Raw genomic sequence first — 21,332 nt, forward strand, 5'->3', positions numbered from 1 at the left:
AAATTATGCTACTTTTCTATTCTTTCCGGTTTTCATCAAACCGTCGTAATGTCTGTTCAACAAATACGAGTTCACTTGTTGTACGGTATCTATTGCCACACCAACCATGATCAACAATGATGTTCCTCCGTAGAACAGTGCCCATCCGGCCTGTACATCCATCAACTTTACCACGATGGCCGGCAAAACGGCCAACAGTGCCAAGAACACGGAACCGGGAAGGGTGATCAATGACATGATCTTGTCCAAATAATCACCAGTTTCCTTTCCAGGTCTGATACCAGGAATAAAACCTCCACTTCTCTTCAAATCATCTGCCATTTTATTGGTAGGCACGGTGATTGCCGTATAGAAGTAGGTGAAAATGATGATCAATACTCCAAACAAGATGTTGTAGGCCAATCCGAATATATCGGCAAACTGAACCTCCATCCATTGTCCCACAGTTGTATTGTTGAATGTTCTTCCCAATAAACTTGGTGCAAACATAATAGCTTGTGCGAAAATGATAGGCATTACTCCAGAGGCATTCAATTTTAAAGGAATGTACTGGCGCGCTCCCATTACGTTTTTCTCGTATCCACCTGAAGCTGTTCTTCTAGCATATTGTACCGGAATCTGTCTTACCGCCATTACCAAAAGTACACTGGCCAGGATGACCAAGAACCAAACAATGACCTCAATCAACATAAACATGATACCTCCTGTGTTATTGGTAGTCCTTGAAACAAATTCCTGAACAAAGGACTGTGGCATGGTGGCAATAATACCGATCATGATCAATAGGGAGATACCGTTACCGATACCTTTATCCGTGATTTTTTCACCCAACCACATGGCAAAAACACATCCGGTCACCAAAATAATCACTGCTGGAACAATAAAGTCCAACCCTTTGCCCAATACAAAGGCACTATCTGGAACTCCAAGTGCTCCAAGTCCGTACAAATATGCAGGAGCTTGAACAATACAGATACCAATGGTCAACCATCGTGTAATCTGGTTGATGGTCTTTCTACCACTTTCCCCTTCTTTCTGCAATTTTTGCAGATAAGGAATGGCAATTCCCATCAACTGTACCACAATGGATGCGGAGATATAAGGCATAATCCCCAGTGCAAATATTGATGCATTGGCAAAAGCTCCTCCGGTGAACGCATTAAGCAATCCCAAAATACCATCCTCGGCGGCCGTATTCAATTGGGTCAATTGCGTAGTATCAATACCAGGAAGGACAATTCGGGTACCAAAACGGTATACCAACAACAACCCTAGGGTAAGGATGATACGTTGTCTCAGTTCCTCAATCTTCCAGATATTTGATATGGTATCTATAAATTTCTTCATGCTATACGAATTCCTTATAAACTTATTGCTTCGCCTCCTGCAGCTTCAATGGCAGCTTTGGCGGAAGCCGTAAATTTATGTACAGATACTTTTAGGCCGGCTTTCAATTCACCGTCACCCAAAATCTTAACCAAGTCATTTTTGTGGGCCAATCCGTTTTCCACAAGCGTTTCCAAAGTAACTTCTTTTTTCACAGTTCCATTGTCCACCAATTCTTGTAGTTTACCAAGATTGATTCCTCTGTATTCCTTTCTGTTGATGTTTTTGAACCCAAACTTGGGGACACGTCTTTGCAAAGGCATTTGACCTCCTTCAAAACCAATCTTTTTGGAATATCCTGATCTGGACTTGGCACCTTTGTGTCCACGGGCGGCAGTACCTCCCTTACCGGAGCCTTCTCCCCTACCTAAGCGTTTTCCCTCTTTGTGAACAGCGCCTTCCGCTGGTTTAAGATTGTGTAAATCCATGTTCCGTTATATTTTAAGCTTCCTCTGTGGAAACCAAGTGTTTTACCTTATTTACCATTCCAAGGATACTAGGTGTTGCTTCATGCTCAACAACATGCCCGATCTTGCGCAGTCCAAGGGCCTCCAAAGTCCTTTTTTGGTCCTGTGTCCTTTTGATAGCGCTCTTTACTTGTGTAACCTTAATCTTTGACATAATATCCTCGTGTTTATCCTTTAAAGACTTTTTCCAAAGAAACTCCTCTCTGCTTGGCCACGGTATCGGCACTCCTTAACTGCAACAAGGCATCAAAGGTAGCTTTTACCACGTTGTGTGGGTTGGATGAACCTTGGGACTTGGACAATACGTCTTGTACCCCAACAGCTTCCAATACGGCCCTTACAGCTCCACCGGCGATTACCCCGGTACCATGTGATGCAGGCTTAATGAAAACCCTAGCACCGCCATATTTTCCTTTTTGTTCGTGGGGAAGTGTGGCTTTGGTCAAAGGAATACGAACCAAATTCTTTTTGGCATCCTCGATAGCTTTTGCAATTGCAGTGGCTACTTCCTTGGATTTTCCCAAACCATGTCCAACAACACCGTTTTCATCACCAACAACAACTATGGCTGAAAAACCAAAAGCTCTACCACCCTTGGTTACTTTGGTAACCCGTTGTACACCAACCAAACGGTCTTTCAACTCAAGTCCTCCTGGCTTTACTATTTCTACGTTCTTGTAATTCTGGTACATAGTCTTATTAGAATTTTAGTCCTGCTTCCCTAGCTCCTTCAGCCAATGATTTAACTCTTCCGTGATAAAGGTTACCACCTCGATCAAAAGACACGGTCTCAACCCCTAGCTTAAGCGCTTTTTCCGCTATGGCCTTACCCACATTGGTTGCGACCTCACTTTTGGTTCCTTTGGCTTCCACATCCTTATCGCGTGATGAGGCTGCAGCCAAAGTTACTCCCTTGTTGTCGTCGATCAACTGGGCATATATTTCCTTATTGCTTCTGAAGACAGACAATCTTGGTCTTGCCTCAGTTCCGAAGGATACCTTTCGTATTCTTCTTCGGATGCGTAATTTTCTTTCAGTCTTAGATAATCCCATAGTCTTAATTATTAAGCTGATTTACCTGCTTTTCTTCTCAATTGTTCACCCACAAACTTGACACCTTTTCCTTTGTAAGGCTCTGGCTTACGGAAGGATCGTATCTTGGCGGCCACCTGACCTACCAATTGCTTATCGTGGGATGTTAGTTTTATGATAGGGTTTTTCCCTTTTTCGGAGACGGTCTCAACTTTTACCTCTGGAGCAATGTCCATAACGATGTTATGAGAGAATCCGAGGGCCAAGTCCAATTTCTGACCTTGGTTGCTGGCTCTGTATCCAACACCCACAAGTTCCAATTCCTTGCTCCATCCTTGAGAGACTCCTTTTACCATATTGGCAAAAAGGGCACGATATAACCCATGCTTTGCTTTGTGTTCCTTGGAATCAGAGGGTCTTTCCACCAAAACGTTACCATCCTCAACCTTTACATCAACTCCAGAGAATTCTTGGGAAAGCTCTCCCAATTTACCTTTTACGGTAACCAAGGTATCTTTCACCTCTACGGTGACTCCTTCTGGAATTGCAACTGGACTGTTACCTATTCTTGACATTTTCTTCTCTTTTCTCGATTAATATACGTAGCACAATACTTCACCACCTACATTCTCCTGCTTGGCCTGCTTGCTGGTCATTACACCGTGGGATGTAGACACAATGGCTATCCCCAAACCGTTCAATACCCTTGGTAGTTCATCTGAACTGGAATACTTTCTCAAACCGGGCTTACTTACCCGTTGCAGTTTCTTTATAATGGGCTCCTTGGAAAACTTATCGTACTTAAGGGCTATTTTGATGTTCCCCTGTGCACCGTCATCCTCGAACTTGTAACTCAAAATATAGCCTTGATCAAACAATATTTTGGTAATTTGTTTCTTTAGATTGGAAGCGGGAACGTCCACTACCCTATGACCTGCCATGTTGGCATTTCTGATTCTGGTCAAATAATCTGAAATTGGATCTGTAAGCATTTCTTTTCTTTATCTAAATTACCAACTTGCCTTTTTAACTCCTGGTATCAAACCTTGATTGGCCATCTCCCTGAAAGTAACCCTTGATATTCCAAAAGTTCTCATATAACCTCTTGGTCTTCCTGTCAATTTACAACGGTTACGCATACGTACCGGAGATGCATTCTTAGGCAACTTCTGAAGGGCTTCGTAATCTCCAGCCTCCTTTAGCGCCTTTCTTTTCTCGGCATATTTTGCAACCATTTTTGCCCTTTTTCTCTCACGGGCTTTCATTGATTCCTTGGCCATACTAGTTCTTTTTAAAGGGTACTCCCATTTCGGTTAACAATGATTTTGCTTCTTTATCGGTTTGTGCCGATGTAACAAACGTGATGTCCATCCCGTTGATCCTATTGATCCTGTCTATATTGATCTCTGGGAAGATAATCTGCTCAGTGATACCCAAGTTGTAGTTACCTCTACCGTCAAAACCAGTAGCTTTAACTCCTTGGAAATCCCTTACCCTTGGTAGGGCAGATGTGATCAATCTATCCAAGAATTCGTACATACGCTCACCTCTCAAGGTAACTTTGGCTCCAATGGGCATTCCCTTTCTCAATTTAAAGGTAGCAACGTCCTTTTTGGAAAGAGTGGCAACTGCTTTCTGACCTGTAATGTTGGTCAACTCGTCCACTGCATGATCAATAAGCTTCTTGTCGGAAACAGCTGCTCCAACACCACGGCTTACCACAATCTTTTCCAACTTGGGAACCTGCATTACGTTACTGTAACCGAATTCTTCGGTAAGCGCCTTTATTACACGCTCTTTATATTCCTGCTTTAATCTTGGTATATAACTCATGACTAAATTACTTCATTGGATTTTTTGGAAACCCTTACTTTTTTTCCATCTCTTTCTTCGTACCCAACTCTGGTTGCATCACCAGATTTTGGATCGATCAAGGAAAGATTGGAAATATGTATTGGCGCCTCCTTTTTGGTTATACCTCCCTGAGGGTTTTGTGCGCTCGGCTTTTCGTGCTTGGATACCTCATTGACACCCTCCACGATAGCTTTGTTCTTTTCACGGAATACGCGAAGCACTTTACCTTCACTGCCTTTGTGGTCTCCCGCAATGACTCTTACTGTATCCCCTGTTTTTATTTTCAACTTCATCTCTCTGTATTCTTTTACAGCACTTCGGGTGCCAATGAAACAATCTTCATAAACTGCTTGTCCCTAAGCTCCCTTGCAACCGGTCCAAAGACACGGGTTCCTCTCATTTCACCAGTAGGGTTCAACAATACGCAGGCATTGTCATCAAAACGGATGTAAGAACCGTCGGGTCTTCTGACCTCTTTTTTGGTTCGAACAACCACTGCAGTGGAAACAGAACCTTTCTTTACAGTACCGTTTGGAGTAGCCTCCTTAACCGTGACAACAATCTTGTCACCCAATGAAGCATACCTTCTCTTTGTTCCTCCAAGTACGCGGATGGTCAAAACTTCTTTTGCACCAGTATTGTCCGCAACCTTTAATCGTGATTCTTGTTGTACCATAATTATTTAGCTCTTTCAAGGATTTCTACCAACCTCCAGCACTTGGTCTTACTCAAGGGCCTGGTTTCCATTATCTTAACGGTATCACCTTCGTTGCAATCGTTCTTTTCGTCGTGGGCAACATACTTCTTGGTCTTCAAAACGAATTTACCGTACATAGGGTGTTTTACTCGCTTTACCTCAGAAACCACAATTGATTTCTCCATTTTGTTGCTGGTAACAACGCCTATTCTTTCTTTTCTTAAATTTCTGTTTTCCATAAGGCAGAACCAATTATTGTAATTCCCTTTTAGTTAATTCTGTTGCAAGTCTAGCTACCGTCCTTCTTGCCTTTCTAATCTGTAAAGGATTTTCCAAAGGAGTTACGGCATGTGCCATTTTAAGATCGGCATGTTGTTTCTTGAACTCGGCCAACTTCTCCTTTAGCTCTTCAATTGAAAGTTCTTTTACTTCTGATTGTCTCATCTTTCTTCTCAATTAAAAATTAAGCGGAATAATCCCTAGCTACGATAAACTTGGTTTTGACTGGCAATTTCTGGGCCGCTAGCCTAAGGGCTTCTTTGGCCACATCCATTGGCACTCCAGCAACTTCGAACATGATTCTTCCAGGCTTCACAACAGCTACCCAATATTCTGGAGCACCCTTACCCTTACCCATACGTACCTCAAGAGGTTTCTTGGTGATAGGTTTGTCCGGGAATATTTTGATCCACAACTGGCCTTGCCTTTTCATGTACCTTGTCGCAGCAATACGTGCAGCCTCGATTTGACGGGAAGTAATGAAGTGTGAATCCATGGACTTGATACCGAACATCCCATTGGAAAGTTGGTGTCCTCTTTGTGAGATTCCTTTCATACGCCCCTTCTGGGCTTTACGAAATTTCGTTCTTTTTGGCTGTAACATCTTACCTTACTTTATCTTATTACTTTCTACGGCGTGGTTTTTTACCTCCATCTTGTTTACCGCCTTTTCCTCCTTGACTCTTGCTCAATCCTACCAATGGGGAAAGTTCTCTTTTTCCATAGACCTCACCCTTCATGATCCAAACCTTGATACCCAATCTACCATAGGTAGTGTGAGCTTCGTGCAATGCATAATCTACATCGGCACGGAAAGTGGACAATGGGATTCTTCCCTCCTTGTAAGATTCAGAACGTGCCATTTCAGCTCCGTTCAAACGTCCAGAAATCTGGATCTTGATTCCTTCGGCATTCATACGGATTGCCGCAGCAATGGCCATTTTAATGGCTCTTCTGTATGAAATCCTGCTCTCAATCTGTCTTGCAACACTGGCAGCAACCAAATTGGCATCAAGCTCAGGTCTCTTGATCTCGTGAATATTGATCTGAACCTCTTTGTTGGTAATTTTCTTAAGCTCTTCCTTAAGCTTATCAACTTCTTGACCTCCTTTACCAATGATGATACCTGGACGAGCCGTGGTAATGGTAATGGTGATTAATTTCAAGGTTCTCTCTATGATAACCCGTGATACACTGGCCTTGGCCAAACGTGCATGCACGTACTTTCTAATTTTATCATCCTCAGCCAGCTTATCGCCGTAATCGTTTCCTCCGTACCAGTTGGATTCCCATCCTCTGATAATTCCCAAGCGATTTCCTATTGGATTGGTCTTCTGTCCCATATTCTATTTTCTAGCTTTGAACGTTGTTATTGGATTCCAAAATCATGGTCACATGATTGGAACGCTTTCTGATTCTGTGGGCCCTTCCCTGAGGAGCAGGACGCAAACGTTTCAACATGGTTCCACCATCCACTCGGATTTCCTTGATATAAAGATCAGCATCCTCAATGCTGGCATCTTCATTCTTGGCCTCCCAGTTAGCAATGGCAGAAAGCAATAGTTTCTCCATTTTTCTGGAAGCTTCCTTTGAGTTGAACCTCAAGATGGCCAAAGCCATTTCGATTTGTTTTCCTCTTACCAAATCTGCCACCAATCGCATCTTTCTTGGAGATGTTGGGCAGTTGTTAAGCTTTGCAATAGCAAGTTGCTTCTTCTCTTCCTTTAACCTTTCGGCCATTTGTCTTTTACGAACTCCCATAGCTTACTTACTTTTTACCTTTGTTTTTGGCTCCTGCATGACCCCTAAAAGATCGTGTAGGTGAAAATTCTCCAAGTTTGTGACCTACCATGTTCTCGGTAACATAAACGGGAACAAATTGCTTACCGTTGTGGACCGCGATGGTCTGTCCTACGAAATCCGGCGTTATCATTGAGGCTCTAGACCACGTTTTGATAACCGTTTTCTTTCCTGATTCTATATTGGTTTGGACTTTCTTCTCCAGACTATGATGAACGAATGGTCCTTTTTTTAACGAACGTGCCATTTACTTTTTCTTTTATTTCTTTCTACGTTCTATGATGTATCTATTGGTATCCTTGGTCTTGGAACGGGTTCTGAATCCTTTTGCGGGAATACCGTTCTTAGATCTTGGGTGACCTCCGGAAGCCCTTCCTTCACCACCACCCATTGGGTGATCGACAGGGTTCATGGCTACTGGCCTAGTTCTTGGTCTTCTACCCAACCATCTGCTTCTACCAGCTTTACCGGACACCAACAATTGGTGATCGGAGTTGGAAACCGCACCAATGGTAGCCAAACAAGTGGCCAATATCATACGGGTTTCACCAGAAGGCAACTTAATGGTAACGAACTTACCGTCCTTTGCCATCAACTGGGCAAATGTACCGGCACTTCTCGCCATGACCGCTCCTTGACCAGGTCTCAATTCTATGCAAGAGATAATGGTACCCAATGGAACCTCGCTCAATGGAAGTGCATTTCCAATTTCAGGGGCAGAACCTGTTCCGGATTGGATCGTTTGTCCTACCTGCAAACCATTTTGGGCAACCACATATCTTTTTTCACCATCCTTGTACTCTACCAAGGCGATAAATGCAGTTCTGTTGGGATCGTATTGGATAGAAACCACAGTGGCCTCAACTCCCTGTTTGTCCCTTTTGAAATCGATGATTCGATATCTTCTCTTATGACCCCCACCTCTATGGCGCATGGTCATTTTTCCTTGACTGTTCCTACCACCTGACTTTTTTAACGGAGCAAGCAAGCTTTTTTCCGGCTTATCAGTAGTAATCGCGTCAAATCCGTTTACTACTCTAAAACGCTGCCCAGGGGTTATCGGTTTTAATTTTCTAACTGACATTTCTCGTCTTTATAGATTACTGTAAAAATCAATAATATCACCTTCAGCCACATCAACAATTGCTTTTTTCATCGCATTTGTCTTACCGTGCTGGATTCCGGTTTTTGTATAACGACTCTTACGCGCTGGTCCATAGTTCATGGTTCTCACCTTTTCCACAGAAACACCATAAGTAGCCTCTACCGCTTCCTTGATTTCCAACTTGTTAGCCCCAGGCTGAACATAGAAACCGTAACGATTGAAAAGCTCGCTGTCAGCGGTCATCTTTTCCGTAATAATCGGTCTTATCAACACACTCATGATACTTTTATTTCTTTAGGTTCGATTCAATTCCTTCCAAAGCGCTTTCGGTCAATACTAAACTGTTAGCGTTAACTATTTTGTAAGTATTTAATTCTGAGCCAGTTACAACTTCGGAGCGTTCCAAATTACGCGACGACAAATATACGTTATTATTTGTATCGCCCAACACTATAAGGGACTTTTTATTTTCCAGACCCAAAGAGGTTAGGAAAGCTACAAAATCCTTGGTCTTTGGAGTTTCAAAATTGAAATCTTCCACAACCACTACGGATTTCTCCTTGGTTTTAAGGCTCAAGGCCGACCTACGGGCCAATCGCTTTACGTTTTTGTTCAATTTTTGGGTATAGTCCTTTGGTCTTGGACCGAAGATTCTACCTCCACCTCTAAAAACAGGGGATTTAATACTACCGGCCCTTGCGGTACCAGTTCCCTTTTGCTTTTTGATCTTACGGGTACTCCCGGCAATCTCAGCTCTCTCTTTAGCTTTGTGGGTCCCTTGTCTTTGATGCGCCAAATACTGCTTTACATCCAAATAGATGGCATGCTCATTGGGCTCTATGGCGAAAACATCGTCAGAAAGGTCTACCTTTCTTCCGGTCTCTTTTCCTTTGATATCTAAAACTGCAACCTTCATTACTTCTCAATTGTTACGTAAGCATTCTTGTGCCCTGGAACACATCCTTTCACTACGATAAGGTTTTTCTCAGGAACCACTTTCAATACTCTCAAGTTTTGGACTGTTACTCTATCGCCACCCATTCTACCGGCCATTTTCATTCCTTTGAAAACTCGGGCAGGATATGATGCGGCACCAATGGAACCAGGAGCTCTCAATCGGTTGTGCTGACCGTGGGTCGCTTGACCTACTCCACCAAAACCATGACGCTTAACAACCCCTTGAAATCCTTTACCTTTTGATGTACCAATTACATCAACAAATTCACCTTCCACAAATAGGTCCGCACCTACGACGTCCCCTAATTTGTATTCACCTTCAAAATCTTGGAATTCAACGACTTGTTTCTTTGGAGAAGTACCTGCTTTCTTAAAGTGGCCGGTTTCGGCCTTGTTAGCACGTTTTTCTGCCTTGTCATCGAAACCAAGCTGAAGGGCACTGTACCCGTCAACCTCTTCGGTTCTGACTTGGGTAACCACGCATGGTCCAGCTTCGATAACGGTACATGGAACGTTCTTTCCATTCTCGTCGAAGATGCTGGTCATACCGATTTTTCTTCCTATTAACCCAGACATATTTAACTAATTATTAATTGTTTACTTTTCTTTATTTACGCCAATTTCTTGGCAAAAAAATTGGGTCAAGAAAAACATTCTGCTCTGACCCAGATTTTTTTCTTTCACCGTTTTTCCCGAACCATCGTCCGAGACATGTAATTTTTTTAGTTTTAAGTGTTGAGTTTTAACTTCAATGCTTAAAACCCAACACCTACAACTTTTATCAGACCTTGATCTCAACCTCAACACCGCTGGGAAGCTCAAGCTTCATAAGGGCATCAATGGTTTTTGATGAAGAGCTGTAAATATCCAAAAGCCTCTTGTAAGAGCTCAATTGGAACTGCTCTCTTGATTTTTTGTTCACGTGGGGTGAACGCAAAACCGTGAATATCTTCTTGTGCGTAGGCAATGGAATGGGTCCAGTTACCACAGCACCGGTCGTTTTTACTGTTTTCACGATCTTCTCAGCAGATTTGTCCACCAAATTGTGATCGTAAGATTTCAATTTTATTCTAATTTTTTGACTCATCTTGCTGAAATTAAGCGGTTACTCCTTTAGCTGCTTTAATCACCTCTTCCGCAATATTGGAAGGAGTTTCTGCATAGTGTGAAAATTCCATGGTGGATGTTGCCCTACCTGAAGACAATGTTCTCAAGGAAGTTACATATCCGAACATTTCCGATAGTGGAACCTCTGCTTTTACCACTTTGGCACCAGCCCTATCATCCATGTTGTTCACCTGACCTCTTCTTCGGTTCAAGTCACCTACAATATCACCCATGTTCTCTTCAGGTGTAAGCACCTCCAACTTCATGATGGGCTCCATTAGAACGGCACGGGCTTTTTTGGCAGCCACTTTGTAACCAAGCTTCGCAGCCAACTCAAAGGACAAGGAATCAGAATCCACAGGGTGGAAAGATCCATCCTTAAGGGTAATTTTCATGCTATCCATTTCAAAACCAGCCAACGGCCCGTTTTTCATAGCTTCCTTGAAACCTTTTTCTACAGATGGGATATATTCCTTTGGAATGTTACCACCTTTAATTTCGTTGACAAATTCCAATCCGGCTTTGGTCTCGTCACTTGCAGGCTCCATCGTAAATACGATATCCGCAAATTTACCACGACCACCGGTTTGTTTCTTATATGTTTCTCTGTGATCCGCTGTAGCAGTAAGGGCTTCCTTGTACTCAACCTGTGGTTGACCTTGGTTCACCTCTACCTTAAACTCACGTCTTAAACGGTCCACGATGATATCCAAGTGAAGCTCACCCATACCAGAAATAATGGTCTGTCCTGAAGCTTCGTCTGTTTTCACCTGGAAGGTTGGATCTTCTTCCGCCAATTTGGCCAAAGCCATACCCAATTTATCCACATCAGCCTTGGTTTTTGGCTCAACCGCGATACCAATAACGGGATCGGGGAAGTTCATACTTTCCAAAACTATAGGTGCATTTTCAGCAGACATGGTATCTCCTGTCTTGATATCCTTAAATCCAACAGCCGCACCAATATCACCAGCCTCAATATAATCGATGGCGTTTTGTTTATTGGAGTGCATCTGATAGATTCGAGAAATACGCTCTTTCTTACCTGAACGGTTGTTCAAGATGTAAGAACCTGCATCCAAACGACCAGAATATGCTCTAAAGAAAGCCAAACGACCTACGAAAGGATCGGTAGCAATTTTAAAGGCAAGTGCCGCAAAGGGATCTTTAGGATCCGGCTTTCTGGTAACTTCCTCACCAGTATCAGGATTGGTTCCTACAATATCATCTTTATCCAAAGGAGAAGGCAAGTAGCGACAAACGGCATCCAAAAGGAACTGAACCCCTTTGTTCTTAAAGGAAGAACCACAAACCATAGGAATGATAGCCCTGTCCATTACCGCAGCACGCAATGCAGCATGCACTTCTTCTTCTGTGATGGAATCTTCATCCTCGAAGAATTTCTCCATCAAATTCTCATCATATTCTGCAACAGCTTCAATCAAGGCAGCTCTGTACTCCTTCACCTCATCCAACATGTCAGCAGGAATATCCACAACATCAAATGTAGACCCGAAGTTATCATCGTGCCATACGATCGCCCTGTTCTTGGCCAAATCCACAATACCTTTAAAGTCGGCTTCGTCACCAATAGGCAATACAATTGGCACCGCATTGGAACCCAACATCTCACGAACCTGCTTGCACACGTTCAAGAAGTTGGAACCTTGACGGTCCATTTTGTTCACGAATCCAATTCTAGGCACTTTGTAGTTATCGGCCAATCTCCAGTTGGTCTCGGATTGTGGCTCAACACCATCTACCGCACTGAACAAGAACACCAAACCATCCAAAACACGTAAAGAACGGTTTACCTCAACGGTAAAATCCACGTGTCCGGGAGTGTCAATAATGTTAAAGTGGTAATCCTTGGTATCAGGCAATGGCTGCGCGTTCTCCATTGGGAACTTCCATGTACAAGTAGTAGCCGCGGAAGTAATGGTAATACCACGCTCCTGCTCTTGCTCCATCCAGTCCATGGTAGCTGCACCATCATGCACCTCACCAATTTTGTGACTCACACCTGTATAAAAAAGAATACGCTCTGTAGTAGTTGTTTTACCAGCATCAATGTGAGCTGCAATACCTATATTCCTTGTATATTTTAAATCTCTTCCCATTGTAATGATTAGAATCTAAAGTGTGAGAATGCTTTATTGGCCTCGGCCATTTTGTGTGTATCTACTCTTTTCTTCACTGCAGCACCTTCCTCCTTGGCAGCTGCCAAAATCTCAGAGGCCAGTTTCTGCGCCATGGATTTCTCGTTACGCTTTCTTGCGTAAAGAATCAACCACTTCATTGCAGTGGATATCTTTCTATCTGGACGAATCTGCATTGGAATCTGGAATGTCGCACCACCCACTCTTCTACTTCTTACTTCAACGTGCGGCATAACATTGGAAAGAGCATCTTTCCATAGCTCCAAAGCGGTTTTTTCCTCGTCCGTGTTCTTTTCATCAACGATATCAATTGCATCGTAGAAAATCTTGAATGCAATTGACTTTTTACCGTCCCACATCATCATGTTCACGAAACGTGTAACAAGCTGATCGTTAAATCTTGGATCTGGTAAAAGTGGTCTTTTCTTTGCCTGCTTTTTTCTCATTGCTTCTTCTTAAAGTTGATTACTTTTTGGGACGCTTAGCACCATACTTTGATCTTCGCTGCGTTCTTCCCGCCACACCGGCAGTATCCAACGCCCCGCGAACGATGTGGTATCGCACACCAGGCAAATCCTTTACTCTTCCGCCTCTAACCAATACTATCGAGTGCTCTTGGAGGTTGTGACCTTCTCCAGGGATGTATGCGTTCACCTCTTTACCGTTGGTCAACCTTACCCTTGCAACTTTACGCATTGCAGAGTTCGGTTTCTTTGGCGTAGTGGTGTAAACCCGCGTACAAACCCCTCTTCTTTGAGGACACGAATCCAAAGCAGCCGATTTACTCTTCTTGGTAATTGTGGCCCTTCCTTTTCGTACTAATTGTGAAATTGTTGGCATTAAAATTCCTATTTAAAACTAAATAACCCCCATTTTGAGGGCTGCAAATGTAGTGATATTTCATTAGTAATCAAATCCCTTAAAGATTAATTTCAAATATTTTTTATTGTTCATTATATTTTGAAGCATTTAATGCATTCACCAATACTTGTAAAATGATGCAAACAATCATTTTTGACAAAAAAAAGCACCCCACAAGGTGCTTTCCCCAATAGCTTGATCTTTTCATTGACTGGCCACAGCAACCAGGTCGCCCATCAAGTCTGCTTTTCTGAAAACAGAAACTAAATCTTCTGCGTTTTTAAAACCTATACCCTTTTTCTTGATATACCTGGCCAATTCTTTTTTAGAAGGGTCATTAAAAAAATCCAATACTCTATTCTTGCTCAACTTAACAAACATGGGGTCGTTATCCAAAACAGCGACATAGTACTCCATCTTGTCCGAAAAGCGTGGCGGAAAATCAGTCCCATGGGATGTCTTTGCGTATTTCCCGTCGCGATAGGTTTTGCGCAATCTCTCATAGACCGTATATGTGTTTCCGGAATAGATAGACACCACGTAGCCCCTTTTAATATTGTTTTTCTCATCCTTAAAGGTGAGATATTTATACTCCCGTCCATCCACCACACAAGAGACATCCTTATCCCGAATAAGCGATTCCGCAGTAATACTATACTTGTTGCGCTTAACCTCCAAGTCATCGTTAAAAGCATCATATCGCACATAAAATTCTGCCACTTCCTCCCCATTGTCATAAATGGCAGCCTTTTTAAACTCCTTTACATAATATGCACTTCCCTGCACCTTGGCGTAACCATCCGCCTTAGTAAAGCTCACATCACCAAACTTATTCTTCAAGTCAGAGAAGAAGTTCATTACCGTAGGGTTGTTTCCCATTGAGGCCTGGGATGTGCAACAAAGACCCAGTCCAGCCCTGCCAGCCTTATCGCCTCCTGGAGCAAAGGCAGGATTCATTAACTGGTATTGTCCAAAAACTGATACCCCAAACATTAAAAGAACACAAGAAATCAGTTGCTTTTTCATTCCTTTTTATTTTTAGATTAACTTCAAAAAAACCTCGTTTCAATCTTTATGAAACGTTCGCATCCGACCATAGCCAAATATCGCAATTCCCATTTCTTTTCAATTTACATAAATTTTTCATATAACATGCTGAATTAGAACAAAATACAATTGTTTCTGCAATGAATTTACATATGCAAAATAGATTTGGGCTATTCATAGCCCTAACATTCATAAACTTTTCTTTGACGCACCTTTAACCATGCTTCAGTTCAGCTTCAGGGAATACAGAAATGGCCACTGAAGTTTTTACGTTGAAGAAAAAGAAGGGAAGGACTTGACTTTAAGGAATATTCAGTTTTATCCAAAAAACCGATGGGCACAGATTTTGAATATTGTTAAAATTCTGTCTTGTCGATTTTTTACTACAACGTGTTGGCGTAAGTAAACAAATTCAACAAGTCATCGTCGTCATTTACATTGGGGCGTTTGTCCTTAAAATAACCTTTGATAGCCTTCTGGTCCCCCTCCGAAAACACGGAAAGCACATCGGATTTTTTAGTTTTCATAAAAACCGGCATTTCACCTGTACGGGAAACATAGTATTCGGTCCTGTCCAAAAACCGGTGCGGAAATGATTTCTCCAAGGAGTTCCTAGCCTCCTTACCCTCCTTGAACACTTTCCTGTGTTTTACAAAGAGCGTATAATCCCCTCCCGCCACCACCGGCGTCAGATATCCTTTTTGGGATTCCCCATCCTCATCGGTATACATTATATAATGATACTCATTGCCATTTACAGAGCATGAGTACACCGGATGCTTCAACATGGACCTTACCACATCAGCACCCAAACTCTCCTTCAACTCCACTTCATCATTATAGGCATCATATCTAATGTAGAGTTTCTTGAAGGCCACACCTTCATCGTAAAGGGTCCCCAAAGTGAAGTTTTCATTGAGATAAATGGTTCCATCAATATCCTCCAAGGTAAGGTTTACCTCCTCACCCAAGCGACCGAACTTAATCCTCATATCATTATAGAGGTTCTCCATGGAAGGGTTGTTCCCGAACGCTTGATCTGGGTTACGAGCAGTCTGGATAACCCCCCAAGGTTGAATAATCTTATTTTGGGCCATACCAACCGCAAAACCAAAAACCACGAAAACAGCAATAAAATATGGTCTCTTCATACATCCTAAATTTAAGACCTCAACCAACCTATCGTCCAGAAGAAAACGGACGTATAATATTATAAGGTATTGGCATAGGTGAACAGATTCTGCAAATCAGCACTGTCGTTCACATTGGGGCGCTTTTCTTTTATATAGCCTTTGATTGCATTTTGATCTTCATCCAAAAACATGGAAAGCACGTCGGATTTTTTGGTTTTCATAAAAACCGGCACCTCACCTGCACGGGAAACATAGTATTCCGTCCTGTCCAAAAATCGGTGCGGAAATGATTTCTCCAAGGAGTTTCTGGCCTCTTTTCCTTCTTTGAACACTTTTTTATGCTTCACAAAAAGATTGTAACCTTCTCCGGTCACTACCGGTGTTAGATATCCTTTTTGGGAATTCCCATCCTCATCGGTGTATATGGCATAATAATAGTCATTGCCATTCATGGAGCATGAGTATACCGGATGCTTCAACATGGACCTTACCACATCAGCACCCAAACTCTCCTTCAACTCCACTTCATCATTATAGGCATCATAACGCATGTACAATTTCTTGAAGGCCACACCTTCATCGTAGAGCGTTCCCAAGGTAAAGTTTTCATTGAGATAGATGGTGCCATCAATATCCTCGAGGGTAAGATTCACTTCTTCGCCCATTCTCCCAAATTTAACCCGCATATCATTGTACAGGTTTTCCATGGAAGGATTGTTCCCGAACGACTGCTCCTTACTCCAAGTAATTCCGGAAATGACACTATACGATTGGACCTTGGCCTGACCCGCAGCAGTCATCACCACAAACCAAACACATCCTGCAGCAACAAATAACTTTCCCATAATCCTTTCTTTAAATAAACGACAACTGTTGTTTAAAGGGTATTCGCATAGGCAAACAAGTTGGCAAGGCCCATATTGTCTCCTAAGTTGATATGCTTATCCTTCATGAATTGTTTGACCTTTTTTTGATCTTCATCGGAAAACATGTCAAGCACTTCAGATTTCTTGGCCTTCATATATTCTGGCGTTCCACCATTCACGGATACGTAGTACTCCACCTTATCCAAAAATCGATGGGGGAATCCCTTATCCAAAGAAGTTTTTGCAGGCTTGCCTTCTTTAAAGACTTTTACACGTTTTTCATAGAGCACATATTCTCCTCCTTTCACCAATGGCGAAAGATAACCTTTAACAGTAGCACCTTTGTCATCAGTGTATTGCATATACATAAATTCATTCCCATTGATAGAGCAGGAATACTCTTCGTTTTTCACCATGGACCTAGTGACATCCGAATCGGGGCTTTCCCTTAATTCCACTTCATCATTATACGCGTCAAAACGCATATACATTCTCTTAAAGGCAATACCGTTCTGATAAAGCCCACCAATTTTAAAAGATTCGTCTAGGTATATGGTTCCATCTATATCCTCCAAGGTAAGGTTGACATCTTCACCCAAACGGCCCATTTTGGTCCGCATATCATTATAGAGGTCCATCATCCATGGGTTATTGCCCATATCAGCATCTTCAGCGCCGGTACCTTTCATCAGAGCAAGTCTGTTTTGGGTAAACATACCTCCCTCACCGGGAGAATGGATATTTCCTTGGGCATTTGCAAATGAAACCATCAATGCAAATAGTGCAAAGGAAAAGACACGAGCTTTATTGGTATAACAAGTTTTCATCTTACTTCTATGATTTTTGATTTAAGTTAAATATATAAAAATTAAGGAGTTAAACATAACAATCCTTAGATCTATTTAGAAGAGACACACCCATAAAGAGTCCATTCATGCACCAAAAAGAGTCATAAAGCCTGCAATTCCCACAAACACCATACTGAACCACATCATAGCCAAAGCAAGCCCTACTCAAAAGAAACCCTCAATAGTCCCCATATATATTAAGGTATACTAACAAAATGTTAAACCCTTTTTAAGAAGCACAATTAAGGATGTTGTTGCAAAACACCTTATTAAGTGAACTAAATGGATGTTTTTTTAACAACACCTAATTTTTATAGGTTAAAATTAACAAGTTTTTTAAATACATGCACTCATTTTATTGTTAACGCATTTGCTAACATCATCTTAAAAATTTAATAAAATTAGTTTGGATTATTAACATGAAATTATGATTTTAGCGCCTAGCTAATTCAAATAATTTAAAAATGAGAACAAAACTTAATGGATTGTTAACGCTGTTATTGGCGTTTGTTGTGCATCTATCCTTTGCACAAGACAAGACGATTACAGGTACTGTCACGGACGCCGATGGGCTGCCGCTGCCTGGGGTCAACATTGTCGTCGAAGGGACCACCAACGGTACCCAAACGGATTTTGATGGAAACTATTCAATCAGTGCAAGTCAAGGTCAAACACTACTTTTCACTTATATAGGCCAAAGAGCCACAAGTAGGGTTGTTGGCGCAGGAAGCGTGGTCAATGTTCAAATGGAAGAGGACACCCAAGCCCTTGAAGAGGTAATTGTTACTGCCCTTGGTATCAAGAGGGAGAAGCAAGCCTTGGGATATGCGGTTGCCGAAGTAAGTTCTGAACAGCTGGAGGAAAAAGCCGAAGGTGATTTGGGACGTGTACTTATGGGTAAGGCCTCCGGGGTTAACATTACCCAACAGAGTGGTCTTTCCGGATCCGGTACCAATATCATTATACGGGGTTTCAACTCCTTTAGCCAAAGTAACCAACCTTTGTTCATTGTGGATGGTGTACCATTCAACGGTGACACCAACCCATCTGGTAGACAAGGTAGCCGTAATGACTTCATTAATGGTAACAACGGTTCCAGTAGGTTCTTGGATTTGGACCCAAACAGTATTGAAAGCGTGAACGTATTGAAAGGTCTAGCGGCCTCCACCCTTTACGGATCTCTAGGTAGAAACGGTGTGATCTTGATCACCACCAAAGCTGGTTCTGGAGGAGAAGGAGCTAAAAAGACCGAAATTACGGTTACTTCTTCCATGTTCTTCAATGAAATAGCCTCAACACCAAAATATCAAAACGAATACGGTAACGGTTTTGACCAAGCTTTTGGTTGGTTCTTCAGTAACTGGGGACCTAGCTTTAGAAGAGAAGGTCTTTCCGGCTGGGGCAACAGCTCCGCTTTTGATGCCAATGGAACACTGGCCCACCCTTATTCCACTTCCACGGATGCCATTCAGGCTGCCTTTCCAGAGTATCAAGGTGCCCGATATGTGTGGAAGCCCTATAAAAGTTTTGAGAATTTCTTTAAGACCGGTACGGTTACCAATACTTCCATCAATGTTGCGGGAGCTTCTTCAGATGGAAAAATTTCCTACAACGTGAACTACGGTTACCTAAAAGACCAAGGTTTCACCCCTGGAAACAGCCTTAACCGAAACAACTTTGGCGTAGGGGGTAGAGCCGTATTGAGCAACAAGTTCACGGTTTCAGGTACTTTAAACTACGCAAGGACCAAGTTTATCTCCCCACCAGTTGCCTTGAGTTTGGGTAACGGTGCCACTGGTAGCGGTTCCTCAGTATTTGGAGACCTTTACTTTACACCGCGTTCGGTTGATGTTCTTGGATTACCTTACCAAGATCCAATTACCGGAGGAAGTGTCTATTATCGTCAGAACAACTCCATCCAGCACCCCTTGTGGACCGTGAACAACTCTGGTACACAACAACAAACCAATAGGGTGTTCGGTAACATGGCTATACAATATGACCTAAGCGAGAACCTAAACCTTTCTTACCGTGTTGGTATTGACAACTATAGCGAGAACAACGTTAACTACCAGAACAAAGGTGGTGTAAACAGTAACAGTAATGACATTAGGCTTCAGAGCGGTGTCTACGAAACTTGGAACAACACCAATACCATTTGGGACCACAACTTGGCATTCAACGGTGATTTTGATTTGACTGAAACCGTTGGAAGTACTTTCAACTTAGGTTTCAACGGAAGAAGGGAAGTATTTAACCAAACCGGTGTTTCCAGTGATGGTCAGCAGGTGTTTGGCGTACTTCGCCACTTCAACTTCTTGAACAATAACGAAATCCAACAGACCTCAGAACGTAACGTAATTGGTTTGTACGGACAGGTGGAATTTGATTATGATAATTTTGTCTTCGTTACTTTGGCAGGAAGAAACGACTGGGTATCCAACTTGGATAAAGCCAACCGCTCTTTGTTCTATCCTAGTGCGAGTTTGTCATTCGTTCCAACAACCGCTTTTGACGGATTGAAAAGTGATGTATTGAACTACTTGAAAATTAGGGCCGGTTACGGAACCTCCGCTGGTTTCCCTGATCAGAACTCTGATTCTTACCCTGTAGCCAGTAGATTGGTTTTGGATACACAAGATTTCCAAGACAATACCGGAAGAAACATCGTGACCAATACTACTCCACTTAACTTGGGTAATCCTGAATTGAAACCTGAGCAGGTATCAGAAATTGAACTAGGGGTTGAATCCAGATGGTGGGACGGAAGAGTTACTTTGGATGCTTCCATCTATCAAAGGACCACTACAGACCTTATTGTAACACAACCATTGGATCCATCATCCGGATATTACAGGACCACTACCAACGTAGGTGAGATTAAAGGTGAAGGTGTAGAGCTTGATTTGGGTCTGAATCTAATCCGTAGCGATAGTGATGGATTTAACTGGAACTCCAACGTAAACTTCAGTGCCACCGAAACTACCGTTGAGGATTTGGGTGCCGATACTGATTTGATCGTATACTCTGGTTATTCCAACTTGGGTAACGCAGCTATCGAAGGTGAACCTCTTGGGGTAATCTACAGTAGCCGAGTATTGAGGGATGATGATGGAAACCTTGTGGTTAACTCTGCTGGTGACTACGTGTTCGATTCCCAAGATGGTATCATCGGTGATCCCAACCCGGATTTCACCGTGAACTTTAACAACCAGTTCTCTTATAAGAATTTCAACTTTGGATTCCAGTTTAACTGGACACAAGGTGGTGACATCTACTCCGGTACAATTGCAACATTGTTGGGTAGAGGTTTGATTGAAGAGACTGTTGACAGGGAAAACACATTTATCCTTCCTGGTGTTCAACAGAGTGATGGACGAGTGAACGATGTACAGATAAACAACTCGGATTACTACTTTACAAACGTTCTTTTCGGTCCTAGTGAACTGCAAGTTTACGATGCAACCTTGCTAAGACTTCAAGAAGTTTCCTTGGGTTACTCAGTACCTAAGAAGTTCTTGGATAAAACTCCATTTGGAAGTCTTTCTTTCACAGTTTCTGGATTCAACCTATGGTATGATGCCATAAACACTCCGGATGGTGCCAACTTTGATCCTAACACATCTGGTACTGGTGTTGGTAACGGATTCGGGTTTGATTTCTTGAACGGACCTAGCTCCAGGAGATATGGATTTAGTGTTAAAGCAACATTCTAAGATGAAAAAAATAGTTAT

General features: G+C 42.4%; 30 protein-coding genes. 1 reads left to right on the top strand and 29 read right to left on the bottom strand.

All coding sequences use genetic code 11. From position 1 onward, the window contains the following. Positions 1 to 3: 3 nt before the first annotated feature. The 29 genes from secY to F8C76_RS08965 all read right to left on the bottom strand — a co-directional run bounded on the left by secY (position 4) and on the right by F8C76_RS08965 (position 17,577). Positions 4 to 1,347, bottom strand: a complete 1,344-nt coding sequence (secY, locus tag F8C76_RS08825; protein ID WP_152131338.1) for a preprotein translocase subunit SecY — start codon at positions 1,345 to 1,347, stop codon at positions 4 to 6. 14 nt (positions 1,348 to 1,361) lie between these two features. Then, positions 1,362 to 1,814 carry a 50S ribosomal protein L15 gene (gene rplO / locus F8C76_RS08830; protein WP_152131339.1) on the bottom strand — a complete coding sequence of 151 codons (453 nt, stop codon included), beginning with the start codon at positions 1,812 to 1,814 and terminating at the stop codon, positions 1,362 to 1,364. A 13-nt stretch (positions 1,815 to 1,827) separates the two neighbouring features. Further along, entirely contained in the window at positions 1,828 to 2,007 is a 180-nt protein-coding gene (rpmD, locus tag F8C76_RS08835; RefSeq protein ID WP_207211079.1) for a 50S ribosomal protein L30, read from the bottom strand. Between the two features lie 13 nt (positions 2,008 to 2,020). Next, entirely contained in the window at positions 2,021 to 2,545 is a 525-nt protein-coding gene (rpsE, locus tag F8C76_RS08840) for a 30S ribosomal protein S5 (protein ID WP_116218578.1), read from the bottom strand. Between the two features lie 7 nt (positions 2,546 to 2,552). Next, a complete protein-coding gene (gene rplR, locus F8C76_RS08845; RefSeq protein ID WP_129653237.1) occupies positions 2,553 to 2,906 on the bottom strand; it encodes a 50S ribosomal protein L18 in 354 nt (117 codons plus the stop codon). Positions 2,907 to 2,917: 11 nt separating this feature from the next. Further along, complete coding sequence (rplF, locus tag F8C76_RS08850; protein WP_152131340.1) at positions 2,918 to 3,460, bottom strand: 50S ribosomal protein L6; 543 nt, start codon at positions 3,458 to 3,460, stop codon at positions 2,918 to 2,920. Between the two features lie 18 nt (positions 3,461 to 3,478). Continuing rightward, entirely contained in the window at positions 3,479 to 3,877 is a 399-nt protein-coding gene (rpsH, locus tag F8C76_RS08855; protein ID WP_129653239.1) for a 30S ribosomal protein S8, read from the bottom strand. A gap of 18 nt (positions 3,878 to 3,895) precedes the next feature. Beyond that, positions 3,896 to 4,165: a 30S ribosomal protein S14 gene (rpsN, locus tag F8C76_RS08860; RefSeq protein ID WP_116218582.1), complete on the bottom strand. Its 270-nt coding sequence runs from the start codon at positions 4,163 to 4,165 to the stop codon at positions 3,896 to 3,898. A gap of 1 nt (position 4,166) precedes the next feature. Then, positions 4,167 to 4,718 carry a 50S ribosomal protein L5 gene (rplE, locus tag F8C76_RS08865; RefSeq protein WP_116218583.1) on the bottom strand — a complete coding sequence of 184 codons (552 nt, stop codon included), beginning with the start codon at positions 4,716 to 4,718 and terminating at the stop codon, positions 4,167 to 4,169. 2 nt (positions 4,719 to 4,720) lie between these two features. After that, the gene (rplX, locus tag F8C76_RS08870; RefSeq protein ID WP_152131341.1) at positions 4,721 to 5,032 is read right to left on the bottom strand and encodes a 50S ribosomal protein L24; all 312 of its coding nucleotides are present in this window, start codon (positions 5,030 to 5,032) and stop codon (positions 4,721 to 4,723) included. 14 nt (positions 5,033 to 5,046) lie between these two features. Beyond that, complete coding sequence (gene rplN / locus F8C76_RS08875; RefSeq protein WP_106145060.1) at positions 5,047 to 5,415, bottom strand: 50S ribosomal protein L14; 369 nt, start codon at positions 5,413 to 5,415, stop codon at positions 5,047 to 5,049. Between the two features lie 2 nt (positions 5,416 to 5,417). After that, a complete protein-coding gene (gene rpsQ / locus F8C76_RS08880) occupies positions 5,418 to 5,675 on the bottom strand; it encodes a 30S ribosomal protein S17 (RefSeq protein ID WP_014032003.1) in 258 nt (85 codons plus the stop codon). Between the two features lie 13 nt (positions 5,676 to 5,688). Further along, positions 5,689 to 5,880, bottom strand: coding sequence for a 50S ribosomal protein L29 (gene rpmC / locus F8C76_RS08885; RefSeq protein ID WP_116218585.1), 192 nt, complete (start codon positions 5,878 to 5,880; stop codon positions 5,689 to 5,691). Between the two features lie 19 nt (positions 5,881 to 5,899). Continuing rightward, positions 5,900 to 6,319: a 50S ribosomal protein L16 gene (rplP, locus tag F8C76_RS08890; protein WP_152131342.1), complete on the bottom strand. Its 420-nt coding sequence runs from the start codon at positions 6,317 to 6,319 to the stop codon at positions 5,900 to 5,902. Positions 6,320 to 6,338: 19 nt separating this feature from the next. Continuing rightward, entirely contained in the window at positions 6,339 to 7,058 is a 720-nt protein-coding gene (gene rpsC, locus F8C76_RS08895) for a 30S ribosomal protein S3 (protein WP_116218587.1), read from the bottom strand. A 10-nt stretch (positions 7,059 to 7,068) separates the two neighbouring features. Further along, entirely contained in the window at positions 7,069 to 7,476 is a 408-nt protein-coding gene (gene rplV / locus F8C76_RS08900; protein ID WP_129653241.1) for a 50S ribosomal protein L22, read from the bottom strand. A gap of 7 nt (positions 7,477 to 7,483) precedes the next feature. Continuing rightward, positions 7,484 to 7,762, bottom strand: coding sequence for a 30S ribosomal protein S19 (gene rpsS, locus F8C76_RS08905; protein ID WP_116218589.1), 279 nt, complete (start codon positions 7,760 to 7,762; stop codon positions 7,484 to 7,486). A 12-nt stretch (positions 7,763 to 7,774) separates the two neighbouring features. Further along, a complete protein-coding gene (gene rplB, locus F8C76_RS08910; RefSeq protein ID WP_152131343.1) occupies positions 7,775 to 8,599 on the bottom strand; it encodes a 50S ribosomal protein L2 in 825 nt (274 codons plus the stop codon). Between the two features lie 9 nt (positions 8,600 to 8,608). Beyond that, positions 8,609 to 8,899: a 50S ribosomal protein L23 gene (gene rplW / locus F8C76_RS08915; protein ID WP_129653243.1), complete on the bottom strand. Its 291-nt coding sequence runs from the start codon at positions 8,897 to 8,899 to the stop codon at positions 8,609 to 8,611. Between the two features lie 7 nt (positions 8,900 to 8,906). Continuing rightward, positions 8,907 to 9,536, bottom strand: a complete 630-nt coding sequence (rplD, locus tag F8C76_RS08920) for a 50S ribosomal protein L4 (protein ID WP_116218592.1) — start codon at positions 9,534 to 9,536, stop codon at positions 8,907 to 8,909. Then, positions 9,536 to 10,153 (bottom strand): 50S ribosomal protein L3, encoded by a 618-nt coding sequence (gene rplC / locus F8C76_RS08925; RefSeq protein WP_129653244.1) that lies wholly within the window; start codon positions 10,151 to 10,153, stop codon positions 9,536 to 9,538. The genes rplD and rplC overlap by 1 nt, the downstream gene beginning before the upstream one ends. Positions 10,154 to 10,358: 205 nt before the next feature. Further along, positions 10,359 to 10,664: a 30S ribosomal protein S10 gene (gene rpsJ, locus F8C76_RS08930; protein ID WP_007094989.1), complete on the bottom strand. Its 306-nt coding sequence runs from the start codon at positions 10,662 to 10,664 to the stop codon at positions 10,359 to 10,361. A 10-nt stretch (positions 10,665 to 10,674) separates the two neighbouring features. Next, positions 10,675 to 12,804, bottom strand: a complete 2,130-nt coding sequence (fusA, locus tag F8C76_RS08935; protein WP_152131344.1) for an elongation factor G — start codon at positions 12,802 to 12,804, stop codon at positions 10,675 to 10,677. Between the two features lie 8 nt (positions 12,805 to 12,812). After that, positions 12,813 to 13,289, bottom strand: a complete 477-nt coding sequence (gene rpsG, locus F8C76_RS08940) for a 30S ribosomal protein S7 (RefSeq protein ID WP_116218595.1) — start codon at positions 13,287 to 13,289, stop codon at positions 12,813 to 12,815. Between the two features lie 19 nt (positions 13,290 to 13,308). Beyond that, positions 13,309 to 13,683: a 30S ribosomal protein S12 gene (rpsL, locus tag F8C76_RS08945; RefSeq protein WP_013305196.1), complete on the bottom strand. Its 375-nt coding sequence runs from the start codon at positions 13,681 to 13,683 to the stop codon at positions 13,309 to 13,311. A gap of 225 nt (positions 13,684 to 13,908) precedes the next feature. After that, complete coding sequence (locus tag F8C76_RS08950) at positions 13,909 to 14,730, bottom strand: hypothetical protein (protein WP_152131345.1); 822 nt, start codon at positions 14,728 to 14,730, stop codon at positions 13,909 to 13,911. Positions 14,731 to 15,134: 404 nt separating this feature from the next. Beyond that, positions 15,135 to 15,902: a hypothetical protein gene (locus tag F8C76_RS08955; RefSeq protein ID WP_152131346.1), complete on the bottom strand. Its 768-nt coding sequence runs from the start codon at positions 15,900 to 15,902 to the stop codon at positions 15,135 to 15,137. Positions 15,903 to 15,961: 59 nt separating this feature from the next. Beyond that, positions 15,962 to 16,729, bottom strand: coding sequence for a hypothetical protein (locus F8C76_RS08960; protein WP_129653248.1), 768 nt, complete (start codon positions 16,727 to 16,729; stop codon positions 15,962 to 15,964). Between the two features lie 32 nt (positions 16,730 to 16,761). After that, the gene (locus F8C76_RS08965) at positions 16,762 to 17,577 is read right to left on the bottom strand and encodes a hypothetical protein (protein WP_170284004.1); all 816 of its coding nucleotides are present in this window, start codon (positions 17,575 to 17,577) and stop codon (positions 16,762 to 16,764) included. Between the two features lie 485 nt (positions 17,578 to 18,062). On the opposite strand from F8C76_RS08965, the gene F8C76_RS08970 reads away from it, so the two are divergent. Beyond that, the gene (locus F8C76_RS08970; RefSeq protein WP_152131348.1) at positions 18,063 to 21,314 is read left to right on the top strand and encodes a SusC/RagA family TonB-linked outer membrane protein; all 3,252 of its coding nucleotides are present in this window, start codon (positions 18,063 to 18,065) and stop codon (positions 21,312 to 21,314) included. The last annotated feature ends 18 nt before the right edge of the window (positions 21,315 to 21,332 follow it).

It is taken from the genome of Flagellimonas olearia (assembly GCF_009184425.1).
GTDB classification, from domain to species: domain Bacteria; phylum Bacteroidota; class Bacteroidia; order Flavobacteriales; family Flavobacteriaceae; genus Flagellimonas; species Flagellimonas olearia.